The organism is Nocardioides sp. J54 (genome assembly GCF_000519005.1).
GTDB lineage: Bacteria > Actinomycetota > Actinomycetes > Propionibacteriales > Nocardioidaceae > Nocardioides.
Map to the genome: position 1 here is coordinate 71,408 of NZ_JAER01000015.1, position 24,601 is coordinate 96,008.

Consider the following 24,601-nt stretch of genomic DNA (forward strand, 5'->3'; position numbering starts at 1 on the left):
CTTGTCCGTCGTGACCACCCACCTCGCCGTACCCGACTGGCTGGCTGTGGTGACCCTCCTCGGCCTGCTGGCGCTGGTCGTGGCCGTGCTCGGCCTCGGCCTCTCCCTGCGCCGCTCGCGCCGGCACACCGAGGAGCTGCTGGCCGCCGCCGCGACCGACGCCGAGGCGCTGCGCGAGCAGCTGGCTGGCCTCGAGCAGCAGGTGCGCACCCGCACGACCGCGGTCGAGACCCGCGAGCGCGTGCCGGTCGCGGTGGTCGACGACCGCGAGTACCTCATCACCGACCTCGGCAAGGCGCGGGGGCCGAAGGTGCCGGCGCCCGTCGTCCCGGCTCCGCAGTTCGCCGACATCCTGCTGCGCGAGAGCGTCATCAAGACCGCCTCGCTGGCCGCCGGCCTGCGCCGTGCGCTCTCGCCCGAGGTCCGCAACCGGATCCGGTTCGAGATGAAGCGCGAGGTCAAGCGCGCCCGCAAGCAGCGCAAGCTGATGCTGCGCGCCGCGCGCCGCGACTGGGAGACCCGCCAGCGCGCCGCGACGGAGGTGGCGTCGTGATCCGCTCCGGCGTGGTGTTCGGCGCCGGCGTCGCGGCCGGTGTCTACGGGATGGTGAAGGTGCGCCGCCTCGCCGAGGCGTTCACCCCCGACGGGATGCGGGACCGGATCGGCGCCGCGGTGCTCGGCGCCCGGCTGCTCCGCGACGAGGTCGCGCAGGGACAGGCGGACGCGGAGACCCGACTGCGCGAGCACTACCGCGGGCTGGGCATCGGGGGTGCTGCTGCCGGCCGCCCCGAGCTCGACGCCCGCCCGACCACGACGGCCCCGGTGGCCGCCCTGAGCAACAAGGAAGAGGAAGCCAAGCGATGACGGACCGCTACCTGAGCAGCGCGGAGATCCGCAACCGGTTCCTCGCCCACTTCGAGGAGCGGGGACACACGGTCGTGCCCTCCGCCTCCCTGCTGCTGGACGACCCGAACCTGCTCTTCGTCAACGCCGGCATGGTGCCCTTCAAGCCGTACTTCCTCGGCCAGGAGACGCCGCCGTTCTCGCGGGCGACCAGCGTGCAGAAGTGCGTGCGCACCCTCGACATCGAGGAGGTCGGCAAGACCACCCGCCACGGCACGTTCTTCCAGATGAACGGCAACTTCTCCTTCGGTGACTACTTCAAGGAGGGCGCCGTCCAGTACGCCTGGGAGCTGATCACCGGCGACCAGGCCTCCGGTGGACTCGGCTTCAACCCCGACCGGATCTGGGTCACCGTGCTGCCCGAGGACGCCGAGGCGCGGGACGCGTGGAAGCGGATCGCGGGCCTGCCCGACGAGCGGATCCAGCCCCGCGGTCTCAAGGACAACTACTGGAACATGGGCGTCCCCGGTCCCGGTGGCCCCTGCAGCGAGATCTACATCGACCGCGGTCCCGAGTTCGGCCCCGACGGCGGCCCCGAGGCCGACGAGGACCGGTTCCTGGAGATCTGGAACCTCGTCTTCATGCAGGAGGAGCTGTCGGCCGTCCGCGCCAAGGACGACTTCGACATCGCCGGGCCGCTGCCGAGCAAGAACATCGACACCGGCATGGGCCTCGAGCGCGTCGCCTACCTGCTCCAGGGCAAGAACAACCTGTACGAGATCGACACGGTCTTCCCCGTGATCGAGCGCGCCCAGGAGCTCAGCGGCAAGAAGTACGGCGCCCCGGGCTCCGACGCGCAGGTCGACGACGTGCGCTTCCGGGTCGTCGCCGACCACGTCCGCAGCTCGCTCATGCTCATCGGCGACGGCGTCACCCCCGGCAACGAGGGCCGTGGCTACGTGCTGCGCCGCCTGCTGCGCCGCGCGGTGCGCAACATGCGGCTGCTCGGCTACCAGGACCCGGCCCTGCCGGAGCTGCTGCCCGTCTCGCGCGACCGGATGGGGGAGAGCTACCCCGAGCTGGTCACCGACTGGGACCGCATCGCGCAGGTCGCCTTCGCCGAGGAGGAGGCGTTCCGCAAGACCCTCCAGGCCGGCACCCAGATCTTCGACCTCGCTGCCGGCGAGGTGAAGCAGTCCGGGGCGAGCACCATCCCGGGCGACAAGGCGTTCGCACTGCACGACACCTACGGCTTCCCGATCGACCTGACCCTCGAGATGGCCTCCGAGGCCGGGCTCAGCGTCGACGAGCAGGGCTTCCGCCAGCTGATGACCGAGCAGCGCGAGCGTGCCAAGGCCGACGCCCGGGCGAAGAAGGGGCAGCACGCCGACACCGGCGTCTACCGCGGCATCCTCGACGCCAACGGCCCGACCGAGTGGCTCGCCTACGAGACCCTCGAGACCGAGTCCCGCCCGCTCGCGCTGCTGCGCGAGGGTGCGGCTGTCGACGTCCTCGCTGCCGGCGAGATCGGTGAGCTGGTCCTGGACCGCACCCCGTTCTACGCCGAGTCCGGCGGCCAGGTCGCCGACGCCGGGACGATCGACTTCGAGGGCGGCACCCTCGAGGTGCTCGACGTCCAGCGCCCGGTGCGGGGGCTGGTCGTGCACCAGGTCCGCGTCGTCGACGGCGAGCTGCCGGCGAGCGCCTCGCTGCTGCACGCCCGGGTCGACCCCGACTGGCGCACCGGCGCCCGCCAGGCGCACTCCGGCACGCACATCGTGCACGCCGCGCTGCGCGAGGTGCTCGGTCCCACGGCCCTGCAGTCCGGCTCCTACAACCGGCCGGGCTACCTGCGCCTCGACTTCGGCTGGCTGAGCGCGCTGAACCCCGACCAGGTCCACGAGATCGAGCACGTCGCCAACAACGCGCTGCGCGCCGACCTGCCCGTCGGCTGGCAGTACATGACGCTCTCCGAGGCCAGGGACTGGGGCGCCCTCGCGCTCTTCGGCGAGACGTACGACGACCAGAAGGTCCGCGTCGTCGAGATCGGTGGCCCCTGGTCGCGTGAGCTGTGCGGTGGCACCCACGTCGACCACTCCAGCCAGGTTGGCACCATCGTGGTCACCGGCGAGGCCAGCGTCGGCTCCGGCAACCGCCGCATCGAGGCGCTCACCGGTGTCGAGGGCTTCTCCTACCTCGCCCGCGAGCGGGACGTCGTCAGCCAGCTCTCGACGCTGCTCAAGACCCAGCCCGACGACCTCGTCGGCCGGGTCTCCGACCTCGTCGACCGGCTGAAGCAGACCGAGAAGGAGATGGAGAAGATCCGTCTCGCCCAGCTGCTGTCCGGCGGTGCCGCGCTCGCGGAGGGCGCCGAGGTCGTCAACGGCGTCCGGGTCGTCGCGCAGCGCCTCGACGGTGCGAGCGGCGGTGACGTCCGTACCCTCGCCACCGACGTGCGCGGCCGGCTCGCCGGCGACACGCCCGCGGTCGTCGTGCTCATCGGTGCGGCGAACGGCAAGGCGTCCATCGTCGCGGCCCTCAACGACGCGGCCCAGGCCCGCGGCCTCAAGGCCGGCGACCTGGTCCGTGCGGCGGCCCCGTTCCTCGACGGCAAGGGCGGCGGCAAGGCCGACCTCGCGCAGGGTGGCGGCGCCGACGTCTCGCGCATCGACGAGGCGCTGGCCGCCGTGACCGCGGCGGTCGCCTCCGCGTGAGGCCGCGGTGAGGAGCGGCGTCCGCCTGGGTGTCGACCCGGGCGACGCCCGGATCGGCGTCGCGCGCAGCGACCCGTCCGGACTGATCGCGACGCCGGTCGAGACCGTGCGCCGCGGCAAGGGCGACCTCCGGCGCATCCACCAGATCGCGACCGCCGAGGGTGCGGTCGAGGTCGTGCTCGGCCTGCCGCGCTCGCTGTCCGGGGCCGAGGGACCGGCCGCGGTGAAGACGCGCGATTTCGCCGCCCGCCTCGCCCGGCGCGTCGCACCGGTGCCGGTGCGCCTCGTCGACGAGCGGCTCACGACCGTGACCGCGGAGGCTATGCTGCGCGACCAGCGCAAGGGGGCGAAGCGTCGCGCCGTGGTCGACCAGGTCGCAGCCGTCGTCATCCTCCAGCAGGCGCTGGACGCCGAACGCATGACCGGCCAGCCCCCGGGCGAGCTGGTCGATCCGGCCGGGCAGCCCGGGCAGCCCGGGCAGCCCGGGCAGCCCGGGCAGACCGGGCAGACCGGGCAGACCGGGCAGACCGGGGCCACCAGCACGGAGACCACCGGGGACACCGAAGGAGAAGACGGATGACCGAGTCGGTGCTGCCGGGCGAGGACCCGGCAACCAGGCCCGTCGAGAACGGTGGCCGTCGCCGCGCCGCCCGCAGCAAGCGGCGCTCCGGCTGCCTGCCCATGCTGGTGGCGGTGGTCCTCTTCGGTGCCGTTCTCGCGTGGTTCGCGCGCGGCGCGATCTCCGACGTGCGCGACATGTTCTCCGGGCCCGAGGACTACGACGGTCCCGGCACCGGCGAGGTGATGATGGTCGTCGACCCGGGCCAGTCGGTCCGCTCGATGGGCGACGAGCTCGAGGAGCTCAACGTGGTCGCCTCCGCGGACGCGTTCGTCGATGCCGCCGCTGCGAACTCGCGCTCGACCGCGATCCAGCCCGGCACCTACCTGCTGCGCGAGGAGATGAAGGCCGCCGACGTCGTCGACGTCCTGGTCGACCCCGGCAACATCGTCACCACGACCGTCACGATCCCCGAGGGCTTCACCGTCGCCCAGATCGTCGACCGGCTCGCGGCACAGACGGACTTCTCGAAGAAGCAGTTCGAGCGGGTGCTGGCCCGGCCCGAGCGCTTCGGCCTGCCGGACTACGCCAAGGGCAACCCGGAGGGCTACCTGTTCCCGGCGACCTACGCGTTCAGCCCGGCCGACAAGCCGGTCGACATGCTCGCCAAGATGGTGTCCCGCTACGAGCAGGCGCTCGGCGACAACGACATCGAGGCGGTCGGCGCCGCGCTCGGCAACGGCTACACGCCCGAGCAGGTGATGACCGTCGCCAGCCTCGTCGAGGCCGAGGGCCGCGGCGACGACATGCCGAAGATCGCCCGCGCCATCTACAACCGCCTCGAGTTGCCGAACGGCGGCGGCACCAATGGGCTGCTGCAGATCGACGCGGCGGTGCTCTACGCCCTCGGCACGCGCGACACCTCGAAGCTCGTGGCCCCGCTGTCCGAGCTCACCGACTCGCCCTACAACACCTACCGCTACCCGGGCCTGCCGCCGGGTCCGATCGGCGCGCCCGGCGAGGCCGCGATCCAGGCCGCGCTGAACCCCGCCGAGGGTGACTGGGTCTACTGGATCACCATCGACTGCGCCGGCACGACGAAGTTCTCGGCGACGCTCGAGGAGCACAACCAGTACGACGCCGTCAACGGCGCGGAGTGCTGAGGGACGTCGTGGAGGAGCGGCTCCGCTGCGGCGTGGTGGGCGACCCGATCGCCCACTCGCTCTCGCCCGTGCTGCACCGCGCCGGCTACGCCGCGCTCGGCCTCGACGCGTCGTACGACGCCACCCGGGTGCCGGCGGGCGGCCTGGCCGACCACGTGGCCGGCCTCGGCCCGCAGTGGCGCGGGCTGTCGGTCACCGCGCCACTGAAGCGGGAGGCGCTCGCGCTGGCGAGCACCGCCAGCGACCGGGCGCGCCTCGCCGGTGGCGCCAACACGCTGCTCCGCACGCCCGAGGGCTGGGCCGCCGACAACACCGACCTGCCCGGCGCGGTCGCCGCGATCCGGGAGCGCTACGACGGTCCGGCGACCGTCGCGACGATCATCGGCGCCGGCGCGACCGCCGCGTCGACCGGGCTCGCGCTCGCCGAGCTCGGTGTCCGCACCGTGCGGCTGCTGGCTCGCGACCCCGATCGGGCGCAACCGACAGTCGGCGTGCTCGAGGCGGAGGCGCGCCTCGAGGTCGACGTCCTCCCGATCGACGGCGCCGCCGTGGTCGGTGAGGTCGTGGTCTCGACGGTGCCGGTCGCCGCACAGTCCGACGCCCTCGTGGCGGCCACCGCCTCGGCAGCCGTCGTCTTCGAGGTCGTCTACGACCCCTGGCTCTCGCCGATCGCCGCTGCGGCAGCAGCCCGCGGTCAGGCCGTCGTCTCGGGGCTCGACCTGCTGGTCCACCAGGCGGTCCTGCAGTTCGCGATGTTCACTGGTCACAACGGGCCACTGGAGACCATGCGGAAGGCGGGCGAAGCGGCGCTCGCGGCTCGCTAGGTTCGACACCCATGGAGCTGCTCCCTGCCCTGGCGGGTCTGGTCGTCGGCCTGCTCGGCGGTCTCGCCGTGCCGCGCATCGTCGCGTGGTGCCCCGAGCCCCGGCACGACCCCTCGGAGAACCCCGACGAGTTCCCCGACCACGTCCCGTTCGCCGAGCTGGCCCGGCGGCCGCGGTTGGCGCTGCGGTCAGGCACCGCCGGCGCCCTGGTCGGCGGGATCCTGGGACTCGCGATCGGCGACGGCTGGGCGCTGCTGTGGCTGCTGGCCGTGGTCGGGCCCTGCCTGGCGCTCGCGGTCATCGACTACGTGACGTGGTACCTGCCGAAGCGGCTCGTGTGGACGTCGTACGGCGTCGTCGCGGTCCTCGAGGTGGTCGCGGCCGTGGCGCTCGACGAGCCCCTGCTGCTCGTCCTCGCGCTCGGCGGCATGGTCGCGCTCGTCCTCTACTACGGGCTGCTGTGGTTCATCAGCCCCCGGATGATGGCCTTCGGCGACGTCCGCCTCGCCGGCCTCATCGGACTCGCGCTCGGCCCGCTGGGCGTGATGACGCTGCTCGTGTCGGTGCTCGCCGCCGCCGTGCTGTCGGTGCTCGCCTACGTGCCGATGAAGCTGCGGGGCAACGCGATCCGGCGCGAGGGCGTGCGCGGCCCGCTCAAGGACAACCTGCCGTACGGCCCGTTCCTGCTCCTCGGGGCGCTCGTGGCCGTCGTCGTGGGACGGGTCCTGGCCGTCTCCTGACCCCGTGGGAGACTTGCTCCCATGTTGCGCTGGCTGACTGCGGGGGAGTCCCACGGCCCCTCCCTGGTCGCGATCCTCGAGGGGCTGCCCGCCCACGTCGAGGTGACGACCGACGACATCTCCGACTCCCTCGCCCGTCGGCGTCTCGGCTACGGCCGCGGCGCGCGGATGAAGTTCGAGGCCGACGAGGTGACGATCACCGGCGGCGTGCGCCACGGCCGCACCCAGGGCGGCCCCGTCGCCATCCAGGTCGGCAACACCGAGTGGCCCAAGTGGGAGACCGTCATGGCGGCCGACCCGGTGGACGCCGCCGTGCTCGAGAAGCAGGCCCGCAACGCCCCGCTCACCCGTCCGCGCCCCGGCCACGCCGACCTCGCGGGCATGCAGAAGTACGACTTCGAGGACGCCCGGCCGATCCTCGAGCGCGCCTCCGCGCGCGAGACCGCGGCCCGCGTCGCGCTCGGCCGTGTCGCCAGCAACTTCCTCGAGCAGGCCACCGGCGCCCGCATCGTCAGCCACGTGCTGGAGATCGGCGGCGTCCGCACCCCCTCGCGCGACCTGCCGGCGCCCGACGACGTCGCCCGCCTCGACGCCGACCCGGTGCGCTGCCTCGACCCCGACGGCTCCAAGCAGATGGTCGAGCGGATCGACCAGGCCCACAAGGACGGCGACACCCTCGGTGGCGTCGTCGAGGTCGTCGTGCACGGCCTGCCGCCGGGCCTGGGCTCGCACGTGCACTGGGACCGGCGCCTCGACGCCCGGCTCGCGGGTGCGCTCATGGGCATCCAGGCCATCAAGGGCGTCGAGGTCGGCGACGGCTTCGAGCTCGCGGCGACGCCCGGCTCGCTCGCGCACGACGAGATCGTGCCGACCGAGGAGGGCCTGCGCCGGGTCTCGGGCCGCTCCGGTGGCACCGAGGGCGGGATGACCACTGGCGAGGTGCTGCGCGTGCGCGCCGCCATGAAGCCGATCGCCACCGTCCCGCGCGCCCTGCGCACGGTCGACGTCGCGACCGGCGAGGAGGCGGTGGCCCACCACCAGCGCTCCGACGTCTGCGCCGTCCCCGCCGCCGGCATCGTCGCGGAGGCCATGGTGGCGCTGGTGATCGCCGACGCCGTCACCGAGAAGTTCGGCGGCGACTCCGTCGGCGAGACCCGCCGCAACGTGCAGGCCTACCTCGACAACCTCCGCTACCGGTGACCGCACCCCGCGCCGTCCTCGTCGGCACGATGGGTGCCGGCAAGACCACCGTCGGCCGGATGGTCGCCGGCGCCCTCGGCGTCGGCTTCGCCGACTCCGACCAGGTGGTCGAGGAGCGCGCAGGCAAGAGCGTGCAGGAGATCTTCGTCGACGACGGCGAGCAGACGTTCCGCACCCTCGAGCGCGAGGTCGTCGCGGAGCTCCTCGGTGCGCACGACGGCGTGCTCTCGCTGGGCGGGGGAGCGGTGCTCGACCCCGCCACCCGCGAGCTGCTCGCCGACCACCATGTCGTGTTCCTGCGCGTCGGGCTCGCCGAGGCGGTGAAGCGGGTCGGCCTCGGCGTCGGCCGGCCGCTGCTGCTCGGCAACGTCCGCTCCCGCGTCAAGCAGCTGCTCGACGAGCGCACGCCGATCTACGAGGGCGTCGCGCGCACCACCGTCGAGACCGACGAGCGTCCTGCCGCCGACGTCGCCGCCGACGTCGTCGCCGCCATCGCCGCCCTGGAGGAGTCCCCGTGAGCGAGCCGTCCGTCATCCACGTGGCCACCGCCGCGCCGTACGACGTCGTCGTCGGCCACGGCGTACTCGACCGCCTCCGCGGGCTGCTGCCCGCCGGGGTCCAGCGGGTCGCGATCGTCTGCCCGGAGTCGCTCGAGCACCTCCTCGACCCGTTCGCCGACCTGCTCGACAGCCTCGACGTCGTCGTCCTCCAGGTCCCCGACGGCGAGGAGGCCAAGGACTGGGAGGTCGCCGCGGCGTGCTGGGAGGCCCTGGGCGAGGAGGGCTTCACCCGCTCCGACGCCGTCGTCACCCTCGGCGGCGGCGCGACCACGGACGTCGGCGGCTTCGTCGCCGCCACCTGGCTGCGCGGCGTCGCCGTCGTGCACGTCCCGACCTCGCTGCTGGCGATGGTCGACGCGGCCGTCGGCGGCAAGACCGGCATCAACACCCCCGCGGGGAAGAACCTCGTCGGCTCCTTCCACGAGCCGGCCGGCGTGCTCTGCGACCTCGCCCTGCTCGAGACGCTCCCGCGCGCCGAGCTCGTCGCCGGCCTCGGTGAGGTCGTCAAGTGCGGCTTCATCGCGGACCCGCGGATCCTCGAGCTGGTCGAGACCACCGACCCGGCCACCCTGACCGCTGACTCGCCGGTGCTGCGCGAGCTGGTCGAGCGGGCGATCGCGGTCAAGGCCGACGTCGTCGCGGGCGACCTCAAGGAGAAGGGCGGCGTCGACGGCCACCCCGGCCGCGAGGCGCTCAACTACGGCCACACCCTCGCCCACGCGATCGAGAAGGCCACCGGCTACTCCATCCGGCACGGCGAGGCCGTCGCCCTCGGCTGCATCTACGTCGCCGAGCTCGCCGCCCGTGCGACGGGCCTGCCCGACGGGCTGGTCGACCGCCACCGCGCGGTGTTCGGCAGGGTCGGCCTGCCGACGTCGTGGGACGGTGCCCCGTTCGACGACCTGCTCGCCACGATGCGGGTCGACAAGAAGTCGCGCGGCAACCAGCTGCGCTTCGTCGTGCTCGAGGACGTCGGCCGCCCGGTCGTGCTGGCCGGCCCGTCCGAGGACGACCTGCGCGCGGCCTGGGACGCGCTGGGGGCGACGGCATGAGCCGCCGCGAGGTGTGGGTCCTCAACGGCCCGAACCTCGGCCGTCTCGGCCGGCGCCAGCCGGAGATCTACGGCCACACCACCCACGCCGAGCTCGCCGAGCAGTGTGTCGCCTGGGGTGCCGAGCTCGGCCTCGACGTCGTCGTGCGGCAGACCAACCACGAGGGCGAGCTGCTCGACTGGCTCAACGAGGCCGCCGACCGCGACCTGCCGGTGGTCCTCAACGCCGCCGCCTGGACCCACTACTCGCTCGCCCTCTACGACGCCTGCGCCCAGCTGACGGCGCCGCTGGTCGAGGTTCACATCTCAGAGCCGAAGCAGCGCCCGGAGGAGTTCCGCCACACGTCGTACGTCGAGCCGCACGCCACCCGCACCATCTCCGGGCAGGGCATCGACGGCTACCGGCAGGCCCTGGCGGTCGTCGCCGGGAGCTGACCCCGAGGGTTGGCCCGCGCCGGCGCGGGCAGGCTCGCGCCGTGGCACTCTCGGACCGGCTGCGGCTGCCCACGCGGCGCCCGCTCGTGATCACGCTCGCGGCGGCGGCGTTCCTCGCCCTCAACGCCTTGCTCGGCGCGGTCGCCTCCCTGTGGTGGGCGAGCCTGCTGGTCGTCGCCGCAGCCCTCGCGCTGCTCGTGGTCCACGCCCTTGCCGGCCGGCGCCGCGGCCTGCGCACCGGCGCGGCGTTCGTGACGGCAGCCGCCCTGGTGGTCACCGGCGGCTACGCGGTCGACCCCGCGCCGGTCGGCGAGCAGGGGTGGACGGTGCGGGGCGCTGCCCAGGTGGTCGTCGGGCGGGACGGGGACGTCCTGGTCCTCACCAGCGGTGCCCGCGACCTCGGGACGGGGGAGGAGCGGTGGGTCGCCGACGGCACGGTGCTCGCCGTCGTCGACGGGGTCGCGGTCGTGCAGGGCGGGGACGCCGTCCGCGGCGTCGACGTCGCGTCGGGTGACCGGCTCTGGGAGCGGGACCTCCCGGAGGTCCAGGACGGCGGGTGGGATCCCGTCGTGACAGCCGCCGACGGCGTCGTGGTACTCCGCCGGGACCACCCTGACGACGACGGCGGGGGACTGGGCCTGCGGGCGACGACGGGGGAGACGGTCTGGGAGGTGCCGGACGGCTGGCTCTCGGCGCGCAGCCTGTGGATCCCGAGCTACCTGCCGGTGGCCGAGGCGTTCGTCGTGCACGGCCACGAGCGGTTCGACGACCCCGGGGCGCGGGTGCTGGCGGCCGGGACCGGTGAGGTCGTGCGCGCGGACCTCGACCTGTCCCGCCCCTTCGTCGTGCGCGGCTCCTCGCTGGTGGTCAACGACAACCGCACCGGTCCGCCGCGGGGAGTCCTGCTGGACGGCAGCGGGCGGACCTGGACCTGGACCGCGCGCCTGGCGTTCGTCGAGGGCCTCGAGCGAGGCTGGGACGCCGTGGACGCCGACGGAGCGGCCGAGGTCGTCGACCTCGCGACCGGCGGCACCGAGCGGGTCCCCTACCCGGACGGCTGGACGTACGACGAGGCGCTGGAGGGACCGGTGCTGGCCCTGCGCGACGGACCGCGGCTCGCGGCGTGGAACCCCCGCTCCGGGGCCATGGTGGTCGTGGCTCCCGAGGACGACGAGGAGCTCGACGTCGGCGACGACGTCCGGGTCGAGGGCGACGACGAGCGGCTGCTCGTGGCGCACGTCCGGCAGGACCGGATCGGACGGGACTACACCCATGTCGTGGTCGACGACGGCGCGCGTCGTACCTCCTTCGACTGGAGCCACGAGGGCTGGGCCGGGCTGCAGGTGGTCGCCGGTGTCGCGGTGCTCGTCGACCGCAGCGGCCTGCGCGTGGTGCCGCTGGGTTAGGAGCCGCGCGGCCTCGGCCGATAACATGGCTCGCTGGCGTCGCCACGGCGCCCGCTCCGTTGACACTGACATACGAGAAGGCAGACCTGCGCGCATGGCAACGACGAACGACCTGAAGAACGGCATGGTGCTCAACCTGGAGGGTCAGCTCTGGCAGGTGGTCGAGTTCCAGCACGTCAAGCCCGGCAAGGGCCCGGCGTTCGTCCGCACCAAGCTCAAGCACGTCGAGTCGGGCAAGAACGTCGACAAGACCTTCAACGCCGGCACCAAGGTCGAGACCGCGACGGTCGACCGCCGCTCGTTCCAGTACCTCTACAACGACGGCACCAACTTCGTCTTCATGGACACCCAGGACTACGACCAGGTCGAGGTCGACCCGGACATCGTCGGCTCCGCCGCGGGCTTCCTGCTGGAGAACCAGGAGGTGATCCTCGCGACCAACGAGGGCCGCGTCCTGTTCATCGAGATGCCCGCCTCGGTCGAGCTCGTCGTGTCCTACACCGAGCCCGGCGTCGTCGGCGACTCCGCCACCGGCCGCACCAAGCCGGCCACCCTCGAGACCGGCGCCGAGATCCAGGTCCCGCTGTTCATCGAGCAGGGCGAGAAGATCAAGGTCGACACCCGCGACGGTGGCTCCTACCTCTCCCGCGTGAAGGGCTGAGTGCGTCCCTGATGGGAGCCAGGTCCAAGGCCCGCAAGCGGGCGCTCGACGTCCTCTACGCCGCCGACATGCGCGGCGAGACGGGCGTCGAGGCGCTCGAGCGCGTCATCCGCGAGGGTGAGGGGCCGAGCAACCCCTACACCCGCACCATCGTGGAGGGCGTGACCGAGCGGCGCGAGCGGATCGACGAGGTCCTCACCGAGTTCTCCACCGGCTGGTCCCTCGCCCGGATGCCCGCCGTCGACCGCAACGTCCTGCGCATCGGCGTCTGGGAGCTGCTCTGGGTCGACGACGTGCCCGACACGGTGGCGGTGACCGAGGCGATGGCCCTGGTCCAGGAGCTGTCGACCGACGAGTCGCCCGCCTTCGTCAACGGCGTCCTCGGCGCGATCCAGCGGAGCAAGTCGACGCTCGTCTGACCCTTCCGGGGGCGGCACCGCGTGTGCCAGTGTGGCGACATGTCGCAGCCTGCCGCGCCGGACGAGGTGGACGTCGTCGTCATCGGCCTGGGACCCGGCGGCGAGCACGTCGCCGCCTCCCTGGCCCGGGCCGGGATGTCGGTGGTCGGGGTCGACCGCCGCCTCGTCGGCGGTGAGTGTCCCTACTTCGGCTGCATCCCGTCGAAGATGATGATCCGCGCGGCCGACGCCCTCGCCGAGGCCCGCCGCGTGCCCGCCCTCGGCGGCCACGGAGAAGTCGTCCCTGACTGGACCACGGTCGCCGACCGGGTCCGCGACGAGGCGACCGACGACTGGGACGACCGGGTCGCCGTCGAGCGGCTCGAGGGTGCGGGCGCCCGCTTCCTCCGCGGCGAGGGGCGGCTGGCCGGCCCCGGCCGGGTCGTGGTCACCACCGACGACGGCGACGTCGGGCTGTCAGTACGACGCGGGGTCGTCCTCAACACCGGCACCGAGCCGGCGGTCCCGCCGATCGACGGGCTCGCCGACACGCCGTACTGGACGAACCGGGACGCCGTGCGCGTCCGCGAGCTGCCGAGCAGCCTCGTCGTCCTCGGCGGGGGAGCGATCGGCTGCGAGCTCGCCCAGGCGTTCTCCCGCTTCGGCGTCGAGGTCACCGTCGTCGAGGCCTCCGAGAGGATCCTCGGACCCGAGGAGCCCGAGGCCAGCGCCGTCGTCGCGGCAGCCCTCGAGGCCGAGGGCATCGGCGTCCGGGCGGGGGTCGGCGTCACCTCGGTGTCCCACGACGGCGCCTTCGCGATCGGGCTGGCCGACGGCTCCAGCATCGCCGCGCAGGCGCTGCTCGTCGCGGCCGGGCGCCGCAACAACCTCGACGTCGGACTCGACACGGTCGGGGGAGACCCCTCGGCGCGCGTCCTGGAGACGGACGAGCGGATGCGGGTGGTCGGCGTCGACGGCGTGTGGGCCGTCGGTGACATCACCGGCAAGGGCGCCTTCACCCACATGTCGATGTACCAGGCCAACGTCGCCATCCGTGACCTCACCGGCGAGGACGGCCCGTGGGCCGACTACCGCGCCGTGTCCCGGGCGACCTTCACCGACCCCGAGGTCGGCGCGGTCGGGATGACCGAGAAGCAGGCCCGCGACGCCGGGCTCCGCGTCGGTACCGGGACCGCCAAGCTCGCCGAGTCCAGCCGCGGCTGGCTGCACAAGGTCGGCAACGACGGGATCATCAAGCTCGTCGCCGACCTCGACCGCGACGTGCTCGTCGGCGCCACCGCCGTCGGCCCCTCCGGCGGCGAGGTCGTCGGCATGCTCGTCACCGCCGTCCACGCCGAGGTCCCGCTGGCAACCCTGCGCGGCATGCACTTCGCCTACCCCACCTTCCACCGGGCCATCGAGACCGCGCTGGGCGACATCTCGGAGGCGTAGGGGTTCTCGGGCCTCGACCAGCGGCGCGAGTGATGGTTCGGGGTTGGTCTTGGCGGCCGCCACCGTAGCCGACCGGTCCCCCTGTGCTGTCTGGCGCGAGCGCGTCGCCTGTCGACGGAAGCCGCACGGGCGCTCGCTGCGCTCGGCCCGCGGGCATCCGTCGACGCGCCTTCGGCGCGGGCGCCGCGCTGCCGCGCGCGCAGTTGGCTCCGGTGGATGGCTGAGTCCGTTTGCGGCAAGCCTTNCGACGACGGGGCCATCGCCGCGTTCGATGGCGACCTCGCCGACGCCGTGGTTGATCAGGAACTTCACCAACGTGCGAAGTCCGGCCGCGGTGTGGTCGACAGTCCTGCGGGCGACTTCGCGGCCGCGGTGATCGACCACGCNNACGGCGTGGTCCTCGCTGGCCCAGTCCACACCGCCGGTGACNCCGTTGATGGGCTGGTCGGGCAGTTTGCTCTCCGGGGTGGTGCTGGCAGACTTCATGTCAGCCTCCTCGCTGCTAGACCCAGTGGGGAGGCACCCTCGTCTTGGTGCCGGGACGCATCTGTCTGTCAGCTCACTGATCGGCGCTCCCAGCCAGCCATCCGGTCGGCCTTGGCGCACAGCCCTGTCGACGATCACGGCGTCCCGGGTGACCGCCGGGCCCTGCAGAACTCATCGTGGACCTCAAGGGGTCGAGCGAGCAGGGCAGTGACCCGACGGCACCTGGGGTGCATCAGCGGCCCGTCCAGGACCGCCGACACGAGGAAGGTAGTCCAGTGAGCGCCCACGACCTGAAGGCCCGCCTGCGTGCGCAGGCACGCGACCGGCTGCCCGCCCCTGTCGTGGAGCGGGTCCGGGCCCGCGCCCGGCTGCACGAACGGGTCCGGGTGCTCGAGGCCGAGGTGCAGGAGAACCGGCAGCTCAACCGGCGCATCGCCGAGCTGACCGACGTGGTCACCGAGCTGCTGGTCCCGCTCGAGGCGCGGGACCGGGCCCGGGTCGACGAGGTCCTGGCCCGCTACCGCGAGGGGCTCTGACCGCCGCCGGGCCTCAGGAGCCGGGGGCGGTCACGAAGTCGATGAGCTCCTCGACCCGCCCGAGCAGGGCCGGGTCGAGGTCCTGGAAGCCGCGGACGCCGCCGAGGACGTGCTTCCACGCGCGGGCGATGTCGGCCTGGTCGCGGTGCGGCCAACCGAGCTGCTGGCAGGTGCCCTTCTTCCAGTCGATGCCGCGCGGCACGGTCGGCCACGCCTCGAACCCCAGGCGCTGCGGCTTGACCGCCTGCCAGATGTCGATGAACGGGTGCCCGACGATCAGCACGTGCTGCCCGACCGGCGACTTCATGATCCCCTGGGCGATCCGGCTCTCCTTGGAGCCGGGCACGAGGTGGTCGACGAGGACGCCGACCCGCCGGCCGGGACCGGGCTTGAAGTCGCGCAGGTGGTCGGCGAGGTCGTCGACGCCGCCGAGGTACTCCACCACGACGCCCTCGATGCGCAGGTCGTCGCCCCAGACCTTCTCGACCAGCTCCGCGTCGTGCCGGCCCTCGACGAAGATCCGGCTCTGGCGGGCGACGCGCGCCTTCGCGTCGTGCACGGCGACCGAGCCGCTGGCGGTGCGCGTGGGCCTGGCCGGCGCGGCCCTGGTCACCGGGGCCGTGAGAATCACCGGCTTGCCCTCCAGCAGGAAGCCTGCCCCCAGCGGGAAGGTACGACGCTTCCGGCGCCGGTCCTCGAGGGTGACCGTGTGCAGGTCCCGGTCCACCGCGACGATCTCGCCGCACCAGTCGGTGGTGACCTCCTCGACCACGAGGCCCGGGTCGGCCGGTGTCTCCACCGCGCGGCCGCGCTTCGGCGCCCTCCAGTCACCTGACAGCACGTCGGTCCCGTAGCGATCCACGACGGACAACCGTAGGTCGTGGCGCCGCGCGGCCGGTGGTGCCGCGCCGTCGACGGGTGCGTCACACCGGGCGCCGCGGGCCGGTCGGCGACGGTCAGTGACGGTCAGATCGGCGGCTTCTGGTCCTGTGCCGCCTCGTCGCCGGCGGGGCCCTCGACCGGTTCGTCGCCCTCCTTGCCCTCGGTGAGCAGGCCCTCGACGGTCTCGCCGTCGGGCAGTCCCTCCGCGAGCGGGTTGTCCTCGTCTGCGACGAGGTCGTCGGGCAGGTCCTCGTCCGGCACGCCGAGCCGCGGTTCCTCGTTCTTCTCGCTCATGCGGGGGTGGTACCCGCATCGGCGCCGGTCAGGCCATCGGGAGCCGGCGGGCGCCGCGGGGGAGCTGGGCGTAGCCGCGGGCGACCGCGTCGTGCAGCAGGTCGACGGGCCAGGGCCACTGCGCGGAGGCGAGCGCCTCGACCTGCGGCACACCGCGGGACGCGAGGTCGCGGATGGTCTCGCCGACGGCGCGCAGGTCGTCGCACTGCTCCTCGACGAAGCGCCGGTCGACCACGGCCCCGTGGCCCGGGACCACGACCGACGCGGGCGTCAGGAGGCCGAGGACGAGGTCGAGGGTGGTCGCCCACTCCAGGGGCCAGCAGTCCGGACCCATCCCCGGCGGCGCGGACTCCTCGACGAGGTCGCCGGCGAGCAGCACGTCGGCGTCCGGCACCCGGACCACCAGGTCGCCGGCGGTGTGTCCGCGCCCGGGGTGGACCAGCTCGACCTGCCGGTCGCCGAGGTCCACGACCGCAGCGCTGGAGAAGGTGTGGTCGGCGGGCCGGACCTCGGTCGCGAGCACCTCCCCGGCACGCGGGTCGTCGGACTCCCGGAACGCCTCCTTGGCCCGCTCGCCCGCGGGGACCGTGCGTGCGGCGGCCTCCTCGGTCGCGTGGACCGGCAGCTCGCCGTACTCCTCGAGGAAGGTGGCGTTGCCGAAGGTGTGGTCGAAGTGCTCGTGGGTGTTGACCACCGCGACCGGCCGCGCGGGTCCGAGCCGCGCCAGTGCGTCGACCACCTCGCGCGCGGCGACCGCCGACGCGTGGGTGTCGACGACGACCATGCCGCGCTCGCCGCCGATCGCGGTGACGTTGAGGTCGTACCACGGGTGGCGCAGCACCCAGACCCGGTCGGCTATCTCCTCGAAACCCACAGCGGCCAGCCTAGGAGGTTCAGCACAGCCCTTCGTGGAGCTCGGACCGGAGCAGCTCGCCGAGGTCGGCAGCGCTGCGTGCGGCGCGGGGGAAGCGCAGCTCGTGCTGGTGGGCGCCGGTGGTGTCGACCCACCGCAGCACGACGCCGTCGGGGCGCAGGCCGCACAGCTGGACGCCGAGCAGGTCGCCGAGCCGGGTGCCGGCGCGGGTGGCCAGCGCGCGGCGCAGCTCGTCCTGGTGGCACTCGTTGGCGTGCTCCACGGCCCGCTGGAGGAAGCCGCGGTTGAGGTCGTGGTCGGGGGAGGTGAACGCGGCCAGCGGGACCCGGAGCCGGCCTGCGGCCGGTCCGTCCCGGCGGTCGAGGACCGCGAAGTCGAGGTCGAGCGCCACGCGGGCGCGCAGCTCGCCGCAGCACGCGCACTCCTCGGGCCCGTCGGCCACGAGGCGGCCCGACAGGGTGAGCACGGCGTCGCGGTCGGGGGAGGAGGGTGAGCCGAGGCCGCTGTGCAGGGTGAGCAGTGCGCTGCGGCCGTCGGTGGCGGCGTGCGCCAGGGCGGCGTCGGCGGGGCAGGTGAGGACCGGCCGCCCGCCGAGGTCCTGCAGGGCCAGGCCCGCGTCGTCGAGGCCGGCAGTCACGTCGTCGACGCCGTCCACGACGAGGTGCACGTCGGCGGGGCACGCGAGGATGCTGCGGGCCGCCGCGGCGAGCCGGTGGGCGTCGGCGCGGGCGGCGTCGAGGCCGGTGCCGAGGGGCATGGCCGCTTCCTCCTGTCGTCGCTTCATTAGGTGAGCCTAACCTGCCTGGTCGTGTCGTTCGAGGGGAAGGGCCGTGTCGCCGGTCCCGGGAACCGCGGGGGCGCGGGTAGGATTGGCACTCCTGCTGGCGGAGTGCCAAGACTGCCAGTGCGACAGGATCAGCTCAGCAGTCCACGAGGTTTCGTCAGGAGGTCGGCATGCAGGAGGAGCGCAGGCTCGCCGTGCTGCGGGCCATCGTCGAGGACTACGTCGCCACCGAGGAGCCGGTCGGCTCGAAGGCGCTGGTCGAGCGGCACCACCTGAAGGTCTCGCCGGCGACGATCCGCAACGACATGGCGGCGCTGGAGGACGAGGGCTACCTCACCCAGCCGCACACCAGTGCGGGCCGGGTGCCGACCGACAAGGGCTACCGGCTCTTCGTCGACCGGCTCTCGACCGTCAAGCCGATGACGTCCGCCGAGCGGCGCGCCATCGCCAGCTTCCTCGACGGGGCCGTCGACCTCGACGACGTCGTCCACCGCTCGGTGCGGCTCCTGGCCCAGCTCACCCGCCAGGTGGCGGTCGTGCAGTACCCCACCCTGTCGCGCTCGACGGTGCGCCACGTCGAGATCGTCGCGCTGACCCCGACCCGTCTGCTGCTCGTGCTGATCCTCAGCACCGGGCGCGTGGAGCAGCGCCACGTCGAGCTGGCCTCCGAGCTGAGCGAGGACGAGCTGGTCACCCTGCGCTCGCGGATCAACCGCGCGGCGACCGGCCAGGTCATCGGCGACGCCGCCGCGGCGCTCGGCGCGCTCACCCGCCCGCCGGAGGAGGGTGGCGACCCGGAGTTCGACGCCACCACCCGCACGGTCGTGGAGTCGCTGGTCGAGGCGATGAGCGACCACCGCTCCGACGAGCGCATCGTCGTGGGCGGTACGGCGAACCTCGCCCGCTTCGGCGACAGCTTCGACACCTCGATCAAGCCGCTGCTCGAGGCGCTCGAGGAGCAGGTCGTGCTCCTCAAGCTGCTCGGCGAGGCGACGAGCGGTGGCGCCGTCACCGTCCGGATCGGCGCCGAGGGCCCCTACCAGGAGCTGGCGACGACGTCCGTCGTGGCGACCGGCTACGGCCCCGACGACGCGCTCGCGTCGCTCGGCATCGTCGGCCCCACCCGCATGGACTACCCAGGAACGATGGCGGCGGTGCGCGCGGTGGCGCGCTACGTGTCGCGCATCCTCGACGAGAGCTGAGCCCCGCTCAGCCACGTGATGGAGATGAAGTGAGCCAGGACCCCTACGAGCTGCTCGGTGTCGCCCGCGACGCGGACGCCGACACCATCAAGAAGGCCTACCGCAAGCTGGCCCGCCAGCTGCACCCCGACGTCAACCCCGACGCCGAGAGCCAGGAGCGGTTCAAGCAGGTCACCGCCGCCTACGAGGTCCTCTCCGACCCGCAGAAGCGGGCTGCCTACGACCGCGGCGGCGACCCGTTCGGCGGCGGCTTCGGGGGCCAGGGCGCCGGCTTCTCGTTCACCGACATCATGGACGCCTTCTTCGGCGGCTCGCCCGGCGGTGCCGGCGGCGGCCGTGGCCCGCGGCCGCGCACGCGCCGGGGCCAGGACGCGCTGATCCGCATCGAGGTCGACCTCGCCGAGGCCGCCTTCGGCGTGGCCCGCGAGCTCAAGGTCGACACCGCCGTGCACTGCTCCACCTGTGGGGGCGAGGGCACCGCGCCCGGCACCCACCCGGTGCCGTGCGAGACCTGCCGCGGCGCGGGCGAGGTCGCCCACGTGCAGCGCTCCTTCCTCGGCGAGATCCGCACCCTGCGCCCCTGCGCCGCGTGCCGCGGCTTCGGGTCGGTCATCCCCGAGCCCTGCCGCGAGTGCGCCGGCGACGGCCGCGTCCGCTCGCGCCGCACCCTCACGGTCAAGATCCCTGCCGGCGTCGACACCGGCACCCGCGTCCAGCTCAGCGAGCAGGGCGAGGTCGGCCCCGGCGGCGGCCCCGCCGGTGACCTCTACGTCGAGATCCAGGTCGCGCAGCACCCGGTGTTCTCGCGTCACGGCAACGACCTGCACTGCACGGTCTCGGTGCCGATGACCGCCGCCGCCCTCGGGACGACGATCACCCTGCCCACGCTCGAGGCCGACCTCCCCGACGTCGAGGAGAGCGGGCTCGAGACCTCCTTCGAGCTGCCCATCCCGGCCGGCACGCAGTCCGGCCACGAGGTGGTGCTGCGCGGCATGGGCGTGCCCGGCCTGCGCGGCGGGCGCGGCGACCTGGTCGTCGCCATCGCCGTCGAGACGCCGACCCGCCTGGACCCGCGCCAGGAGGAGCTGCTGCGCGAGCTCGCCGCCATCCGTGGCGAGGAGCAGCCGTCCGGCGACGTGCGCCCGCCCCACAAGTCGGTCTTCGGCCGGCTCCGCGACGCGTTCACCGCACACTGACCTGCCGCTGTGACCCTCCCGCAGCACCTCGTGCCGACGCTCGACGGCGTCGCGCCCGGTGACACCGTGACGGTCGACGGCGACGAGGCGCACCACGCGGTCGTCGTACGACGGCTGCGGGTGGGGGAGGCCTTGCTGCTCACCGACGGCGTCGGCCGGCTGGTGACCGGTGAGGTCAGCGAGACCACCAAGAAGTCGTTCACCGTGGTCGCCCGGGAGGTCGCCGACCTGCCCGAGCCGCGCCCGCGGGTGACCGTCGTGCAGGCACTGCCCAAGGGCGACCGCGGCGAGCTGGCCGTGGAGGTGCTGACCGAGGTGGGCGTCGCCCGGGTCGTGCCGTGGGCCGCCGGCCGCAGCGTCGCGGTCTGGAAGGGCGAGCGCGCCGCGAAGTCGCTCGCGAAGTGGCAGGCCACCGCCCGGGAGGCCGCCAAGCAGGCCCGCCGCGCCTGGCACCCCGAGGTCGTCCCGCTCGCCTCCACCGACGACGTGGTGGAGCTGGTCGGCTCGGCAGACGTGGCGGTGGTGCTGCACGAGGACGCCACCGAGCCGCTGGCTGCCCTGGCACTGCCCGCCGACGGTGACGTCGTGGTCGTCGTCGGCCCCGAGGGCGGGCTCACCGACGAGGAGGTCACCCGCCTCGTCGAGGCCGGCGGGGTCGCCGTCAGGCTCGGCACCGAGGTGCTGCGCACCTCCACCGCCGGGGTGGCGGCCGTCGCCGCCCTGCTGTCGCGGACGGGGCGCTGGGGCGCCTGATCAGCGGGCGAGCAGCGCCTCCACCAGCGCGACCTCCTCGTCCAGCCCGGCCTGCTCGGCGCGGGTGAGCGGGCGGAGCAGGTCGACGACGACCCGGTCGTCCTCGACCCGCCACAGGCCCTCGAGCCAGCCGTCGACGAAGAGCGCGCTGGCCTGCGCGCCGGTGACGCCCATCCACGCGTTGCGACGCTCGCGCTCGGTGACCCGGTCGCGGCCGGCGTGGGAGAGCCAGAGGTTGTCGTAGGTGCCGAGCAGGCGCACCGGGGCGGGCACGTCCTCGTCGGCGATCGGGGCGCCGTCGACGTCGAAGAGCACCTTGCCGTCCTCGTCCTCGTGGCGGACGAGGTCGTCCATCCCCTTGAGCACCGGCGCGAGGCGGGTGATCCCGGACCACGTCGTCACGTCGGCAGCGGTGGCGGGCCCGAAGGCGCGCAGGTAGCGGCGGACCAGGGCGGGCACGTCGGGCTCGGCCAGCGCGGCGCCGAGCCAGCGCTCGGCGAAGTCGTAGGCGACCGCGGTCGACGAGGTGGGCTTCCAGCACCCGCGTGGCGGCAGCTGGACCAGCACCTCGGCCACCCGCGCGACCTGGCCGAGCTGGCCGGCGGTGTAGTCCGGGAAGTGCTCTGCGAGGCGGGCGGCCATCGTGCGCTGGGGGAGCGGGCCGTCGGCCAGCACCTCGCGCACCGCGGCCGCGAACCGCTCCCGGTCCACGGTGCGCGCCTCCCCGATCGTCTGGCTCGACCGCAGCTCGCGCTCGCGCACCGGCGCGGCCCACACGGGCAGCGTGAGTGCGTCGGCGGGCAGGTGCAGGTGCACCGTGTCGCGCAGGCTCAGCACGCGCACCAGCTCCCGTGACTCCAGCGCGCGACTGACCTCCCACGGGTCGAGGTCGGTGAGCCGCGCCGCGAGGGAGAGGTACGGCGGCAGCGACTCCTGCGCCTGCAGCCCGACCAGGTGGTCGACCATCTCCGCGGGCGTGCGGTCCACCCGCTCCAGCAGGTGCTGGCGCAGGAGGAGGGTGCGGTTGAGCCGCCGCCGGGTGAGCCTCACTCGATCCGGATCCGCTTCGTGTCCTCGGTCGGGCCGCCGCCCTCCCCGTTGGACGGGTCGTCGGTGCGGGCGACGAAGGTGTAGCGGCCCGGCGGCAGCTTGCGCGCGTCGATCTCCACCTCCCAGGGCCAGAGCTTGTCGATCCAGCCCTCGGCCATGGCCGAGCCCTCCAGCACGACCTTGCCGCTGGCGTCCTCGACCTGCCAGATGTGCGTCGCCTCGAACGAGCTCGCCCGTCCCGAGGCGGTGAACCGCTTGCCCACCACGCTGCCCTCGGCGGGCTCGGTGATGTTGACGAGCGCGAGGACGTCGAGCTGCGGTCGCGCCTTCAGCCCGTCGCGCACGGGGATGCCCAGCAGGGTGCCGGCCGGCTGCCCGTCCAGCTCGACACGGACGGGCAGCCGCTCGCCGATCGTGCCCTGCAGCGTGTAGACGAGCTGCTGGACGGCCAGCCGCGCCCGCGCGCGGTCGAGGCGGCCGCGGGTGAGCCAGGTGTCGTCGGCCAGCCCCACCACGATGGCGTCGTCCGCCTGCTCGACGGACGCGAACCGCCCGGTGGGCCACAGCGTGCGGTAGTCGGGGTCGACCGGGTCGCCGGTGGTGACGGCGGCCGCGGCCGCCACCAGCTTGTCGACGCCGGACGCCTGGGTGAACTCCCGGAACAGCCGGTCTCCCTGCGGCGTGTCGCCGACGTAGTAGACCGGGATGACGTCGGGGCCGGGCGCGTCGGTGGGCACCTCGGTGGCCGGGTCGCTCGTCTCGGGCTGCACGGTCGGGCTCGCGGTGTCCGTCGTCGGGTCGGCGGCCTGGGACGTCGGGTCGCCGGCGGCGTCGCCCGGCTCGTCGTCGCCGCACGCGGCGAGCACGCCGAGGGCGAGCGTCGCGGCGATCGCGGCGACGGTACGACGGCGCCGGGTCAGGCTGCGGGAGGTGCTCATGGGATCGATCCTTCCGTGCAGGGGGGACTGGTCAGCGGACCGTGACCGTCCGCGTGTCCTCGGCCGGGCCGGCGTCGGTGTCGACGGCGACGACCAGCAGGTAGGTGCCGGGCGGCACCTCGGCGATGCCGGTGGTGTGCTCCCAGGCCAGGTCGTCGGGGGTGACCGTCCCGGAGGCGACGGCGACTCCCTGGTCGTCGCGGACCTCCCAGCGGACGTCGCCCTCGACGCCGTTGGCCACGGTGCCGCGCAGCGTCAGCAGGTCGTCGACCTCGTGGCCCTCGACCGGGTCGGTGATGTTGGCCGGCGCGAGGAGGCGGTTGTCGCGCGCCACCCCCTCGCCGGCGTCGGGCCCGAGGGTCGCTACGGGCGAGGAGAACGCGACCGGGAGGGTCTCGCCGACCGCCGCCTGCGCGGTGAGCACGGCCTGCTGCACGACCGGTGCGGCGGGCAGGACGCCGACGGTGGCAGAGAGCTCGACGCGGACCCGGCCGTCGCTCACCTCGACGCCGGTGAACGCGCCGGCGGGCCACCCGCTGCGGTAGTCGGGGTCGAGCGGGCCCTCGTCCTGCTCCAGCAGGCGCAGCGCGGCGAGCACCCGCGCCTCGTCGTCGGCGGCCGGTGCGACGGCGCGGAACTCGCGGAAGAGCCGCTCCCCGAGCGGGGTGTCGGCCAGGAAGTAGGTCGCGACCACCTCGTGGCGCTCGGGGGAGCCAGCGGGCTCGCCGTCGCCGGACCCGGGCAGGCCCACCGTGCCGAGCCAGCCGCCGATGCCGACCACCGCGGCGGTGGCGACGCCGGCGCCGAGGACGAGGGCCCAGAGTCGGCTGGACCGCTGCGGCCTGGGGGTGGTGCGACGCCGGATCTCGCCGAGCCGGTCCCGGGGCTCCACGTCCGCGACGGCGTCGCCGAGCGCCCGCTGCAGGTCCAGGTCGATCGGGTCGTCGGGTCCGGTGGGGTGCGCCATCACTGGCCGTCCTTCAGGTCGTGCGCGGCCAGTATGGGCCGCAGGGTGGCGGCGCCGCGCGAGGCGTGGCTCTTGACCGCGCCGCGGCTGATGCCGAGGGTCTCGGCGATCTCCGCCTCGGAGAGCTCGAGGTAGTAGCGCAGCGCCAGCACCTCGCGCTGGCGCCGGGGGAGGCGTTGCAGGGCGTCGAGCACGCTGCGCCGCCGGCTGTCGGCGAGCACCGGCTCGTCGGCCGGGGGTGCGTCGTCGACCCGGTGCTGGCGGGCCAGGTGGCGCTGGACGACGCCGCGGTGCCGCAGCGCCGACCGCGACCGGTTCACGACCGTCTGCCGCAGGTAGGCCAGCGCGCGGTCCGGGTCGTCGAGGCGTTCCCAGCGCCGGTGCAGCTCCACGAACGCGTCCTGGACGACCTCCTCGGCCTGCCCCTGGTCGCGCACGAGCAGCACGGAGAGCCGGACGAGCCGGTCCCAGTGGGCGACGTACAGCGCCTCGATCGCGGCGTCGGCGTCGCCCATCACGCGCCCCGCCGCCGCGGCGAGGCCGCCGGCGGAGACGTGGGGTGCGCCGAGCACTGCATGGATGGTCACGTTAGTTCCACGCCCGACCCCCGGAGCCGGTTGACACGGCTTCCCG

Annotated in this window: 27 protein-coding genes; 19 read left to right on the forward strand and 8 right to left on the reverse strand. The window is 74.0% G+C overall.

Going from position 1 to position 24,601, the window contains the following annotated elements; translation table 11 throughout:
* Nucleotides 1–10: 10 nt before the first annotated feature.
* The 16 genes from NOCJ54_RS0112310 to NOCJ54_RS0112385 all read left to right on the forward strand — a co-directional run bounded on the left by NOCJ54_RS0112310 (nt 11) and on the right by NOCJ54_RS0112385 (nt 15,028).
* On the forward strand, nt 11–553 hold the full coding sequence (locus tag NOCJ54_RS0112310) for a hypothetical protein (RefSeq protein ID WP_028655735.1): 543 nt from the start codon (nt 11–13) through the stop codon (nt 551–553).
* Nucleotides 550–864, forward strand: a complete 315-nt coding sequence (locus NOCJ54_RS28300; RefSeq protein ID WP_051485793.1) for a DUF6167 family protein — start codon at nt 550–552, stop codon at nt 862–864. The genes NOCJ54_RS0112310 and NOCJ54_RS28300 overlap by 4 nt, the downstream gene beginning before the upstream one ends.
* Nucleotides 861–3,557, forward strand: a complete 2,697-nt coding sequence (alaS, locus tag NOCJ54_RS0112320) for an alanine--tRNA ligase (RefSeq protein ID WP_232221764.1) — start codon at nt 861–863, stop codon at nt 3,555–3,557. The genes NOCJ54_RS28300 and alaS overlap by 4 nt, the downstream gene beginning before the upstream one ends.
* A 7-nt stretch (nt 3,558–3,564) precedes the next feature.
* Nucleotides 3,565–4,137: a Holliday junction resolvase RuvX gene (gene ruvX, locus NOCJ54_RS25520; protein WP_084255117.1), complete on the forward strand. Its 573-nt coding sequence runs from the start codon at nt 3,565–3,567 to the stop codon at nt 4,135–4,137.
* Nucleotides 4,134–5,279 (forward strand): endolytic transglycosylase MltG, encoded by a 1,146-nt coding sequence (gene mltG, locus NOCJ54_RS0112330; protein ID WP_028655737.1) that lies wholly within the window; start codon nt 4,134–4,136, stop codon nt 5,277–5,279. Before ruvX ends, mltG begins: the two co-directional genes overlap by 4 nt.
* A gap of 8 nt (nt 5,280–5,287) precedes the next feature.
* Nucleotides 5,288–6,103, forward strand: a complete 816-nt coding sequence (locus NOCJ54_RS0112335) for a shikimate dehydrogenase (RefSeq protein WP_028655738.1) — start codon at nt 5,288–5,290, stop codon at nt 6,101–6,103.
* Between the two features lie 11 nt (nt 6,104–6,114).
* A complete protein-coding gene (locus NOCJ54_RS0112340; protein ID WP_051485794.1) occupies nt 6,115–6,843 on the forward strand; it encodes a prepilin peptidase in 729 nt (242 codons plus the stop codon).
* A 21-nt stretch (nt 6,844–6,864) separates the two neighbouring features.
* A complete protein-coding gene (gene aroC / locus NOCJ54_RS0112345) occupies nt 6,865–8,043 on the forward strand; it encodes a chorismate synthase (protein ID WP_028655740.1) in 1,179 nt (392 codons plus the stop codon).
* Nucleotides 8,040–8,561, forward strand: a complete 522-nt coding sequence (locus NOCJ54_RS0112350; protein ID WP_028655741.1) for a shikimate kinase — start codon at nt 8,040–8,042, stop codon at nt 8,559–8,561. The genes aroC and NOCJ54_RS0112350 overlap by 4 nt, the downstream gene beginning before the upstream one ends.
* Nucleotides 8,558–9,655 carry a 3-dehydroquinate synthase gene (gene aroB, locus NOCJ54_RS0112355; protein ID WP_028655742.1) on the forward strand — a complete coding sequence of 366 codons (1,098 nt, stop codon included), beginning with the start codon at nt 8,558–8,560 and terminating at the stop codon, nt 9,653–9,655. Before NOCJ54_RS0112350 ends, aroB begins: the two co-directional genes overlap by 4 nt.
* Nucleotides 9,652–10,089, forward strand: coding sequence for a type II 3-dehydroquinate dehydratase (locus NOCJ54_RS0112360; RefSeq protein ID WP_028655743.1), 438 nt, complete (start codon nt 9,652–9,654; stop codon nt 10,087–10,089). The genes aroB and NOCJ54_RS0112360 overlap by 4 nt, the downstream gene beginning before the upstream one ends.
* A gap of 41 nt (nt 10,090–10,130) precedes the next feature.
* On the forward strand, nt 10,131–11,495 hold the full coding sequence (locus NOCJ54_RS29465; RefSeq protein ID WP_028655744.1) for a PQQ-binding-like beta-propeller repeat protein: 1,365 nt from the start codon (nt 10,131–10,133) through the stop codon (nt 11,493–11,495).
* A 94-nt stretch (nt 11,496–11,589) separates the two neighbouring features.
* A complete protein-coding gene (gene efp / locus NOCJ54_RS0112370; protein ID WP_028655745.1) occupies nt 11,590–12,156 on the forward strand; it encodes an elongation factor P in 567 nt (188 codons plus the stop codon).
* An 11-nt stretch (nt 12,157–12,167) separates the two neighbouring features.
* The gene (gene nusB, locus NOCJ54_RS0112375; RefSeq protein ID WP_028655746.1) at nt 12,168–12,575 is read left to right on the forward strand and encodes a transcription antitermination factor NusB; all 408 of its coding nucleotides are present in this window, start codon (nt 12,168–12,170) and stop codon (nt 12,573–12,575) included.
* A gap of 39 nt (nt 12,576–12,614) precedes the next feature.
* Entirely contained in the window at nt 12,615–14,006 is a 1,392-nt protein-coding gene (locus tag NOCJ54_RS0112380; protein WP_028655747.1) for a dihydrolipoyl dehydrogenase family protein, read from the forward strand.
* Between the two features lie 761 nt (nt 14,007–14,767).
* Entirely contained in the window at nt 14,768–15,028 is a 261-nt protein-coding gene (locus NOCJ54_RS0112385; RefSeq protein ID WP_232221765.1) for a DUF6752 domain-containing protein, read from the forward strand.
* Between the two features lie 13 nt (nt 15,029–15,041).
* Here NOCJ54_RS0112385 and NOCJ54_RS0112390 read toward each other — a convergent pair whose 3' ends face one another.
* The 4 genes from NOCJ54_RS0112390 to NOCJ54_RS0112405 form a co-directional block, all read right to left on the reverse strand.
* A complete protein-coding gene (locus NOCJ54_RS0112390; RefSeq protein ID WP_232221766.1) occupies nt 15,042–15,890 on the reverse strand; it encodes a DUF3097 domain-containing protein in 849 nt (282 codons plus the stop codon).
* Between the two features lie 104 nt (nt 15,891–15,994).
* Nucleotides 15,995–16,204 (reverse strand): hypothetical protein, encoded by a 210-nt coding sequence (locus tag NOCJ54_RS0112395; RefSeq protein WP_028655750.1) that lies wholly within the window; start codon nt 16,202–16,204, stop codon nt 15,995–15,997.
* Nucleotides 16,205–16,232: 28 nt separating this feature from the next.
* Nucleotides 16,233–17,078, reverse strand: a complete 846-nt coding sequence (locus tag NOCJ54_RS0112400; protein ID WP_036517724.1) for an MBL fold metallo-hydrolase — start codon at nt 17,076–17,078, stop codon at nt 16,233–16,235.
* Nucleotides 17,079–17,097: 19 nt separating this feature from the next.
* The gene (locus NOCJ54_RS0112405; protein WP_157514886.1) at nt 17,098–17,862 is read right to left on the reverse strand and encodes a hypothetical protein; all 765 of its coding nucleotides are present in this window, start codon (nt 17,860–17,862) and stop codon (nt 17,098–17,100) included.
* 170 nt (nt 17,863–18,032) lie between these two features.
* On the opposite strand from NOCJ54_RS0112405, the gene hrcA reads away from it, so the two are divergent.
* The 3 genes from hrcA to NOCJ54_RS0112420 are packed head-to-tail and all read left to right on the forward strand — an operon-like array spanning nt 18,033 to nt 21,013.
* Nucleotides 18,033–19,064 carry a heat-inducible transcriptional repressor HrcA gene (gene hrcA / locus NOCJ54_RS0112410; protein WP_028655753.1) on the forward strand — a complete coding sequence of 344 codons (1,032 nt, stop codon included), beginning with the start codon at nt 18,033–18,035 and terminating at the stop codon, nt 19,062–19,064.
* Nucleotides 19,065–19,093: 29 nt separating this feature from the next.
* Nucleotides 19,094–20,260: a molecular chaperone DnaJ gene (gene dnaJ / locus NOCJ54_RS0112415; protein WP_028655754.1), complete on the forward strand. Its 1,167-nt coding sequence runs from the start codon at nt 19,094–19,096 to the stop codon at nt 20,258–20,260.
* A gap of 9 nt (nt 20,261–20,269) precedes the next feature.
* Nucleotides 20,270–21,013, forward strand: coding sequence for a 16S rRNA (uracil(1498)-N(3))-methyltransferase (locus tag NOCJ54_RS0112420; RefSeq protein WP_028655755.1), 744 nt, complete (start codon nt 20,270–20,272; stop codon nt 21,011–21,013).
* Here NOCJ54_RS0112420 and NOCJ54_RS25525 read toward each other — a convergent pair whose 3' ends face one another.
* The 4 genes from NOCJ54_RS25525 to NOCJ54_RS0112440 are packed head-to-tail and all read right to left on the reverse strand — an operon-like array spanning nt 21,014 to nt 24,555.
* Entirely contained in the window at nt 21,014–22,063 is a 1,050-nt protein-coding gene (locus NOCJ54_RS25525; RefSeq protein ID WP_036517727.1) for a winged helix DNA-binding domain-containing protein, read from the reverse strand. It abuts the gene before it with no gap.
* Nucleotides 22,060–23,001, reverse strand: a complete 942-nt coding sequence (locus NOCJ54_RS0112430) for a Gmad2 immunoglobulin-like domain-containing protein (RefSeq protein WP_028655756.1) — start codon at nt 22,999–23,001, stop codon at nt 22,060–22,062. The genes NOCJ54_RS25525 and NOCJ54_RS0112430 overlap by 4 nt, the downstream gene beginning before the upstream one ends.
* A 31-nt stretch (nt 23,002–23,032) precedes the next feature.
* The gene (locus NOCJ54_RS25530; RefSeq protein ID WP_028655757.1) at nt 23,033–23,968 is read right to left on the reverse strand and encodes a Gmad2 immunoglobulin-like domain-containing protein; all 936 of its coding nucleotides are present in this window, start codon (nt 23,966–23,968) and stop codon (nt 23,033–23,035) included.
* Nucleotides 23,968–24,555 carry a SigE family RNA polymerase sigma factor gene (locus tag NOCJ54_RS0112440; protein ID WP_232221767.1) on the reverse strand — a complete coding sequence of 196 codons (588 nt, stop codon included), beginning with the start codon at nt 24,553–24,555 and terminating at the stop codon, nt 23,968–23,970. Before NOCJ54_RS0112440 ends, NOCJ54_RS25530 begins: the two co-directional genes overlap by 1 nt.
* Nucleotides 24,556–24,601: the final 46 nt, after the last annotated feature.

What these genes read in the sequence shown, in the direction of transcription:
- alaS (WP_232221764.1), top strand. Translation starts at nt 861, where the DNA reads ATGACGGACCGCTACCTGAGCAGCGCGGAGATCCGCAACCGGTTCCTC.
- mltG (WP_028655737.1), top strand. Translation starts at nt 4,134, where the DNA reads ATGACCGAGTCGGTGCTGCCGGGCGAGGACCCGGCAACCAGGCCCGTC.
- NOCJ54_RS0112340 (WP_051485794.1), top strand. Translation starts at nt 6,115, where the DNA reads ATGGAGCTGCTCCCTGCCCTGGCGGGTCTGGTCGTCGGCCTGCTCGGC.
- aroC (WP_028655740.1), top strand. Translation starts at nt 6,865, where the DNA reads ATGTTGCGCTGGCTGACTGCGGGGGAGTCCCACGGCCCCTCCCTGGTC.
- NOCJ54_RS0112360 (WP_028655743.1), top strand. Translation starts at nt 9,652, where the DNA reads ATGAGCCGCCGCGAGGTGTGGGTCCTCAACGGCCCGAACCTCGGCCGT.
- efp (WP_028655745.1), top strand. Translation starts at nt 11,590, where the DNA reads ATGGCAACGACGAACGACCTGAAGAACGGCATGGTGCTCAACCTGGAG.
- nusB (WP_028655746.1), top strand. Translation starts at nt 12,168, where the DNA reads ATGGGAGCCAGGTCCAAGGCCCGCAAGCGGGCGCTCGACGTCCTCTAC.
- NOCJ54_RS0112380 (WP_028655747.1), top strand. Translation starts at nt 12,615, where the DNA reads ATGTCGCAGCCTGCCGCGCCGGACGAGGTGGACGTCGTCGTCATCGGC.
- NOCJ54_RS0112395 (WP_028655750.1), bottom strand. Translation starts at nt 16,204, where the DNA reads ATGAGCGAGAAGAACGAGGAACCGCGGCTCGGCGTGCCGGACGAGGAC.
- NOCJ54_RS0112405 (WP_157514886.1), bottom strand. Translation starts at nt 17,862, where the DNA reads ATGAAGCGACGACAGGAGGAAGCGGCCATGCCCCTCGGCACCGGCCTC.
- hrcA (WP_028655753.1), top strand. Translation starts at nt 18,033, where the DNA reads ATGCAGGAGGAGCGCAGGCTCGCCGTGCTGCGGGCCATCGTCGAGGAC.
- NOCJ54_RS0112430 (WP_028655756.1), bottom strand. Translation starts at nt 23,001, where the DNA reads ATGAGCACCTCCCGCAGCCTGACCCGGCGCCGTCGTACCGTCGCCGCG.
- NOCJ54_RS25530 (WP_028655757.1), bottom strand. Translation starts at nt 23,968, where the DNA reads ATGGCGCACCCCACCGGACCCGACGACCCGATCGACCTGGACCTGCAG.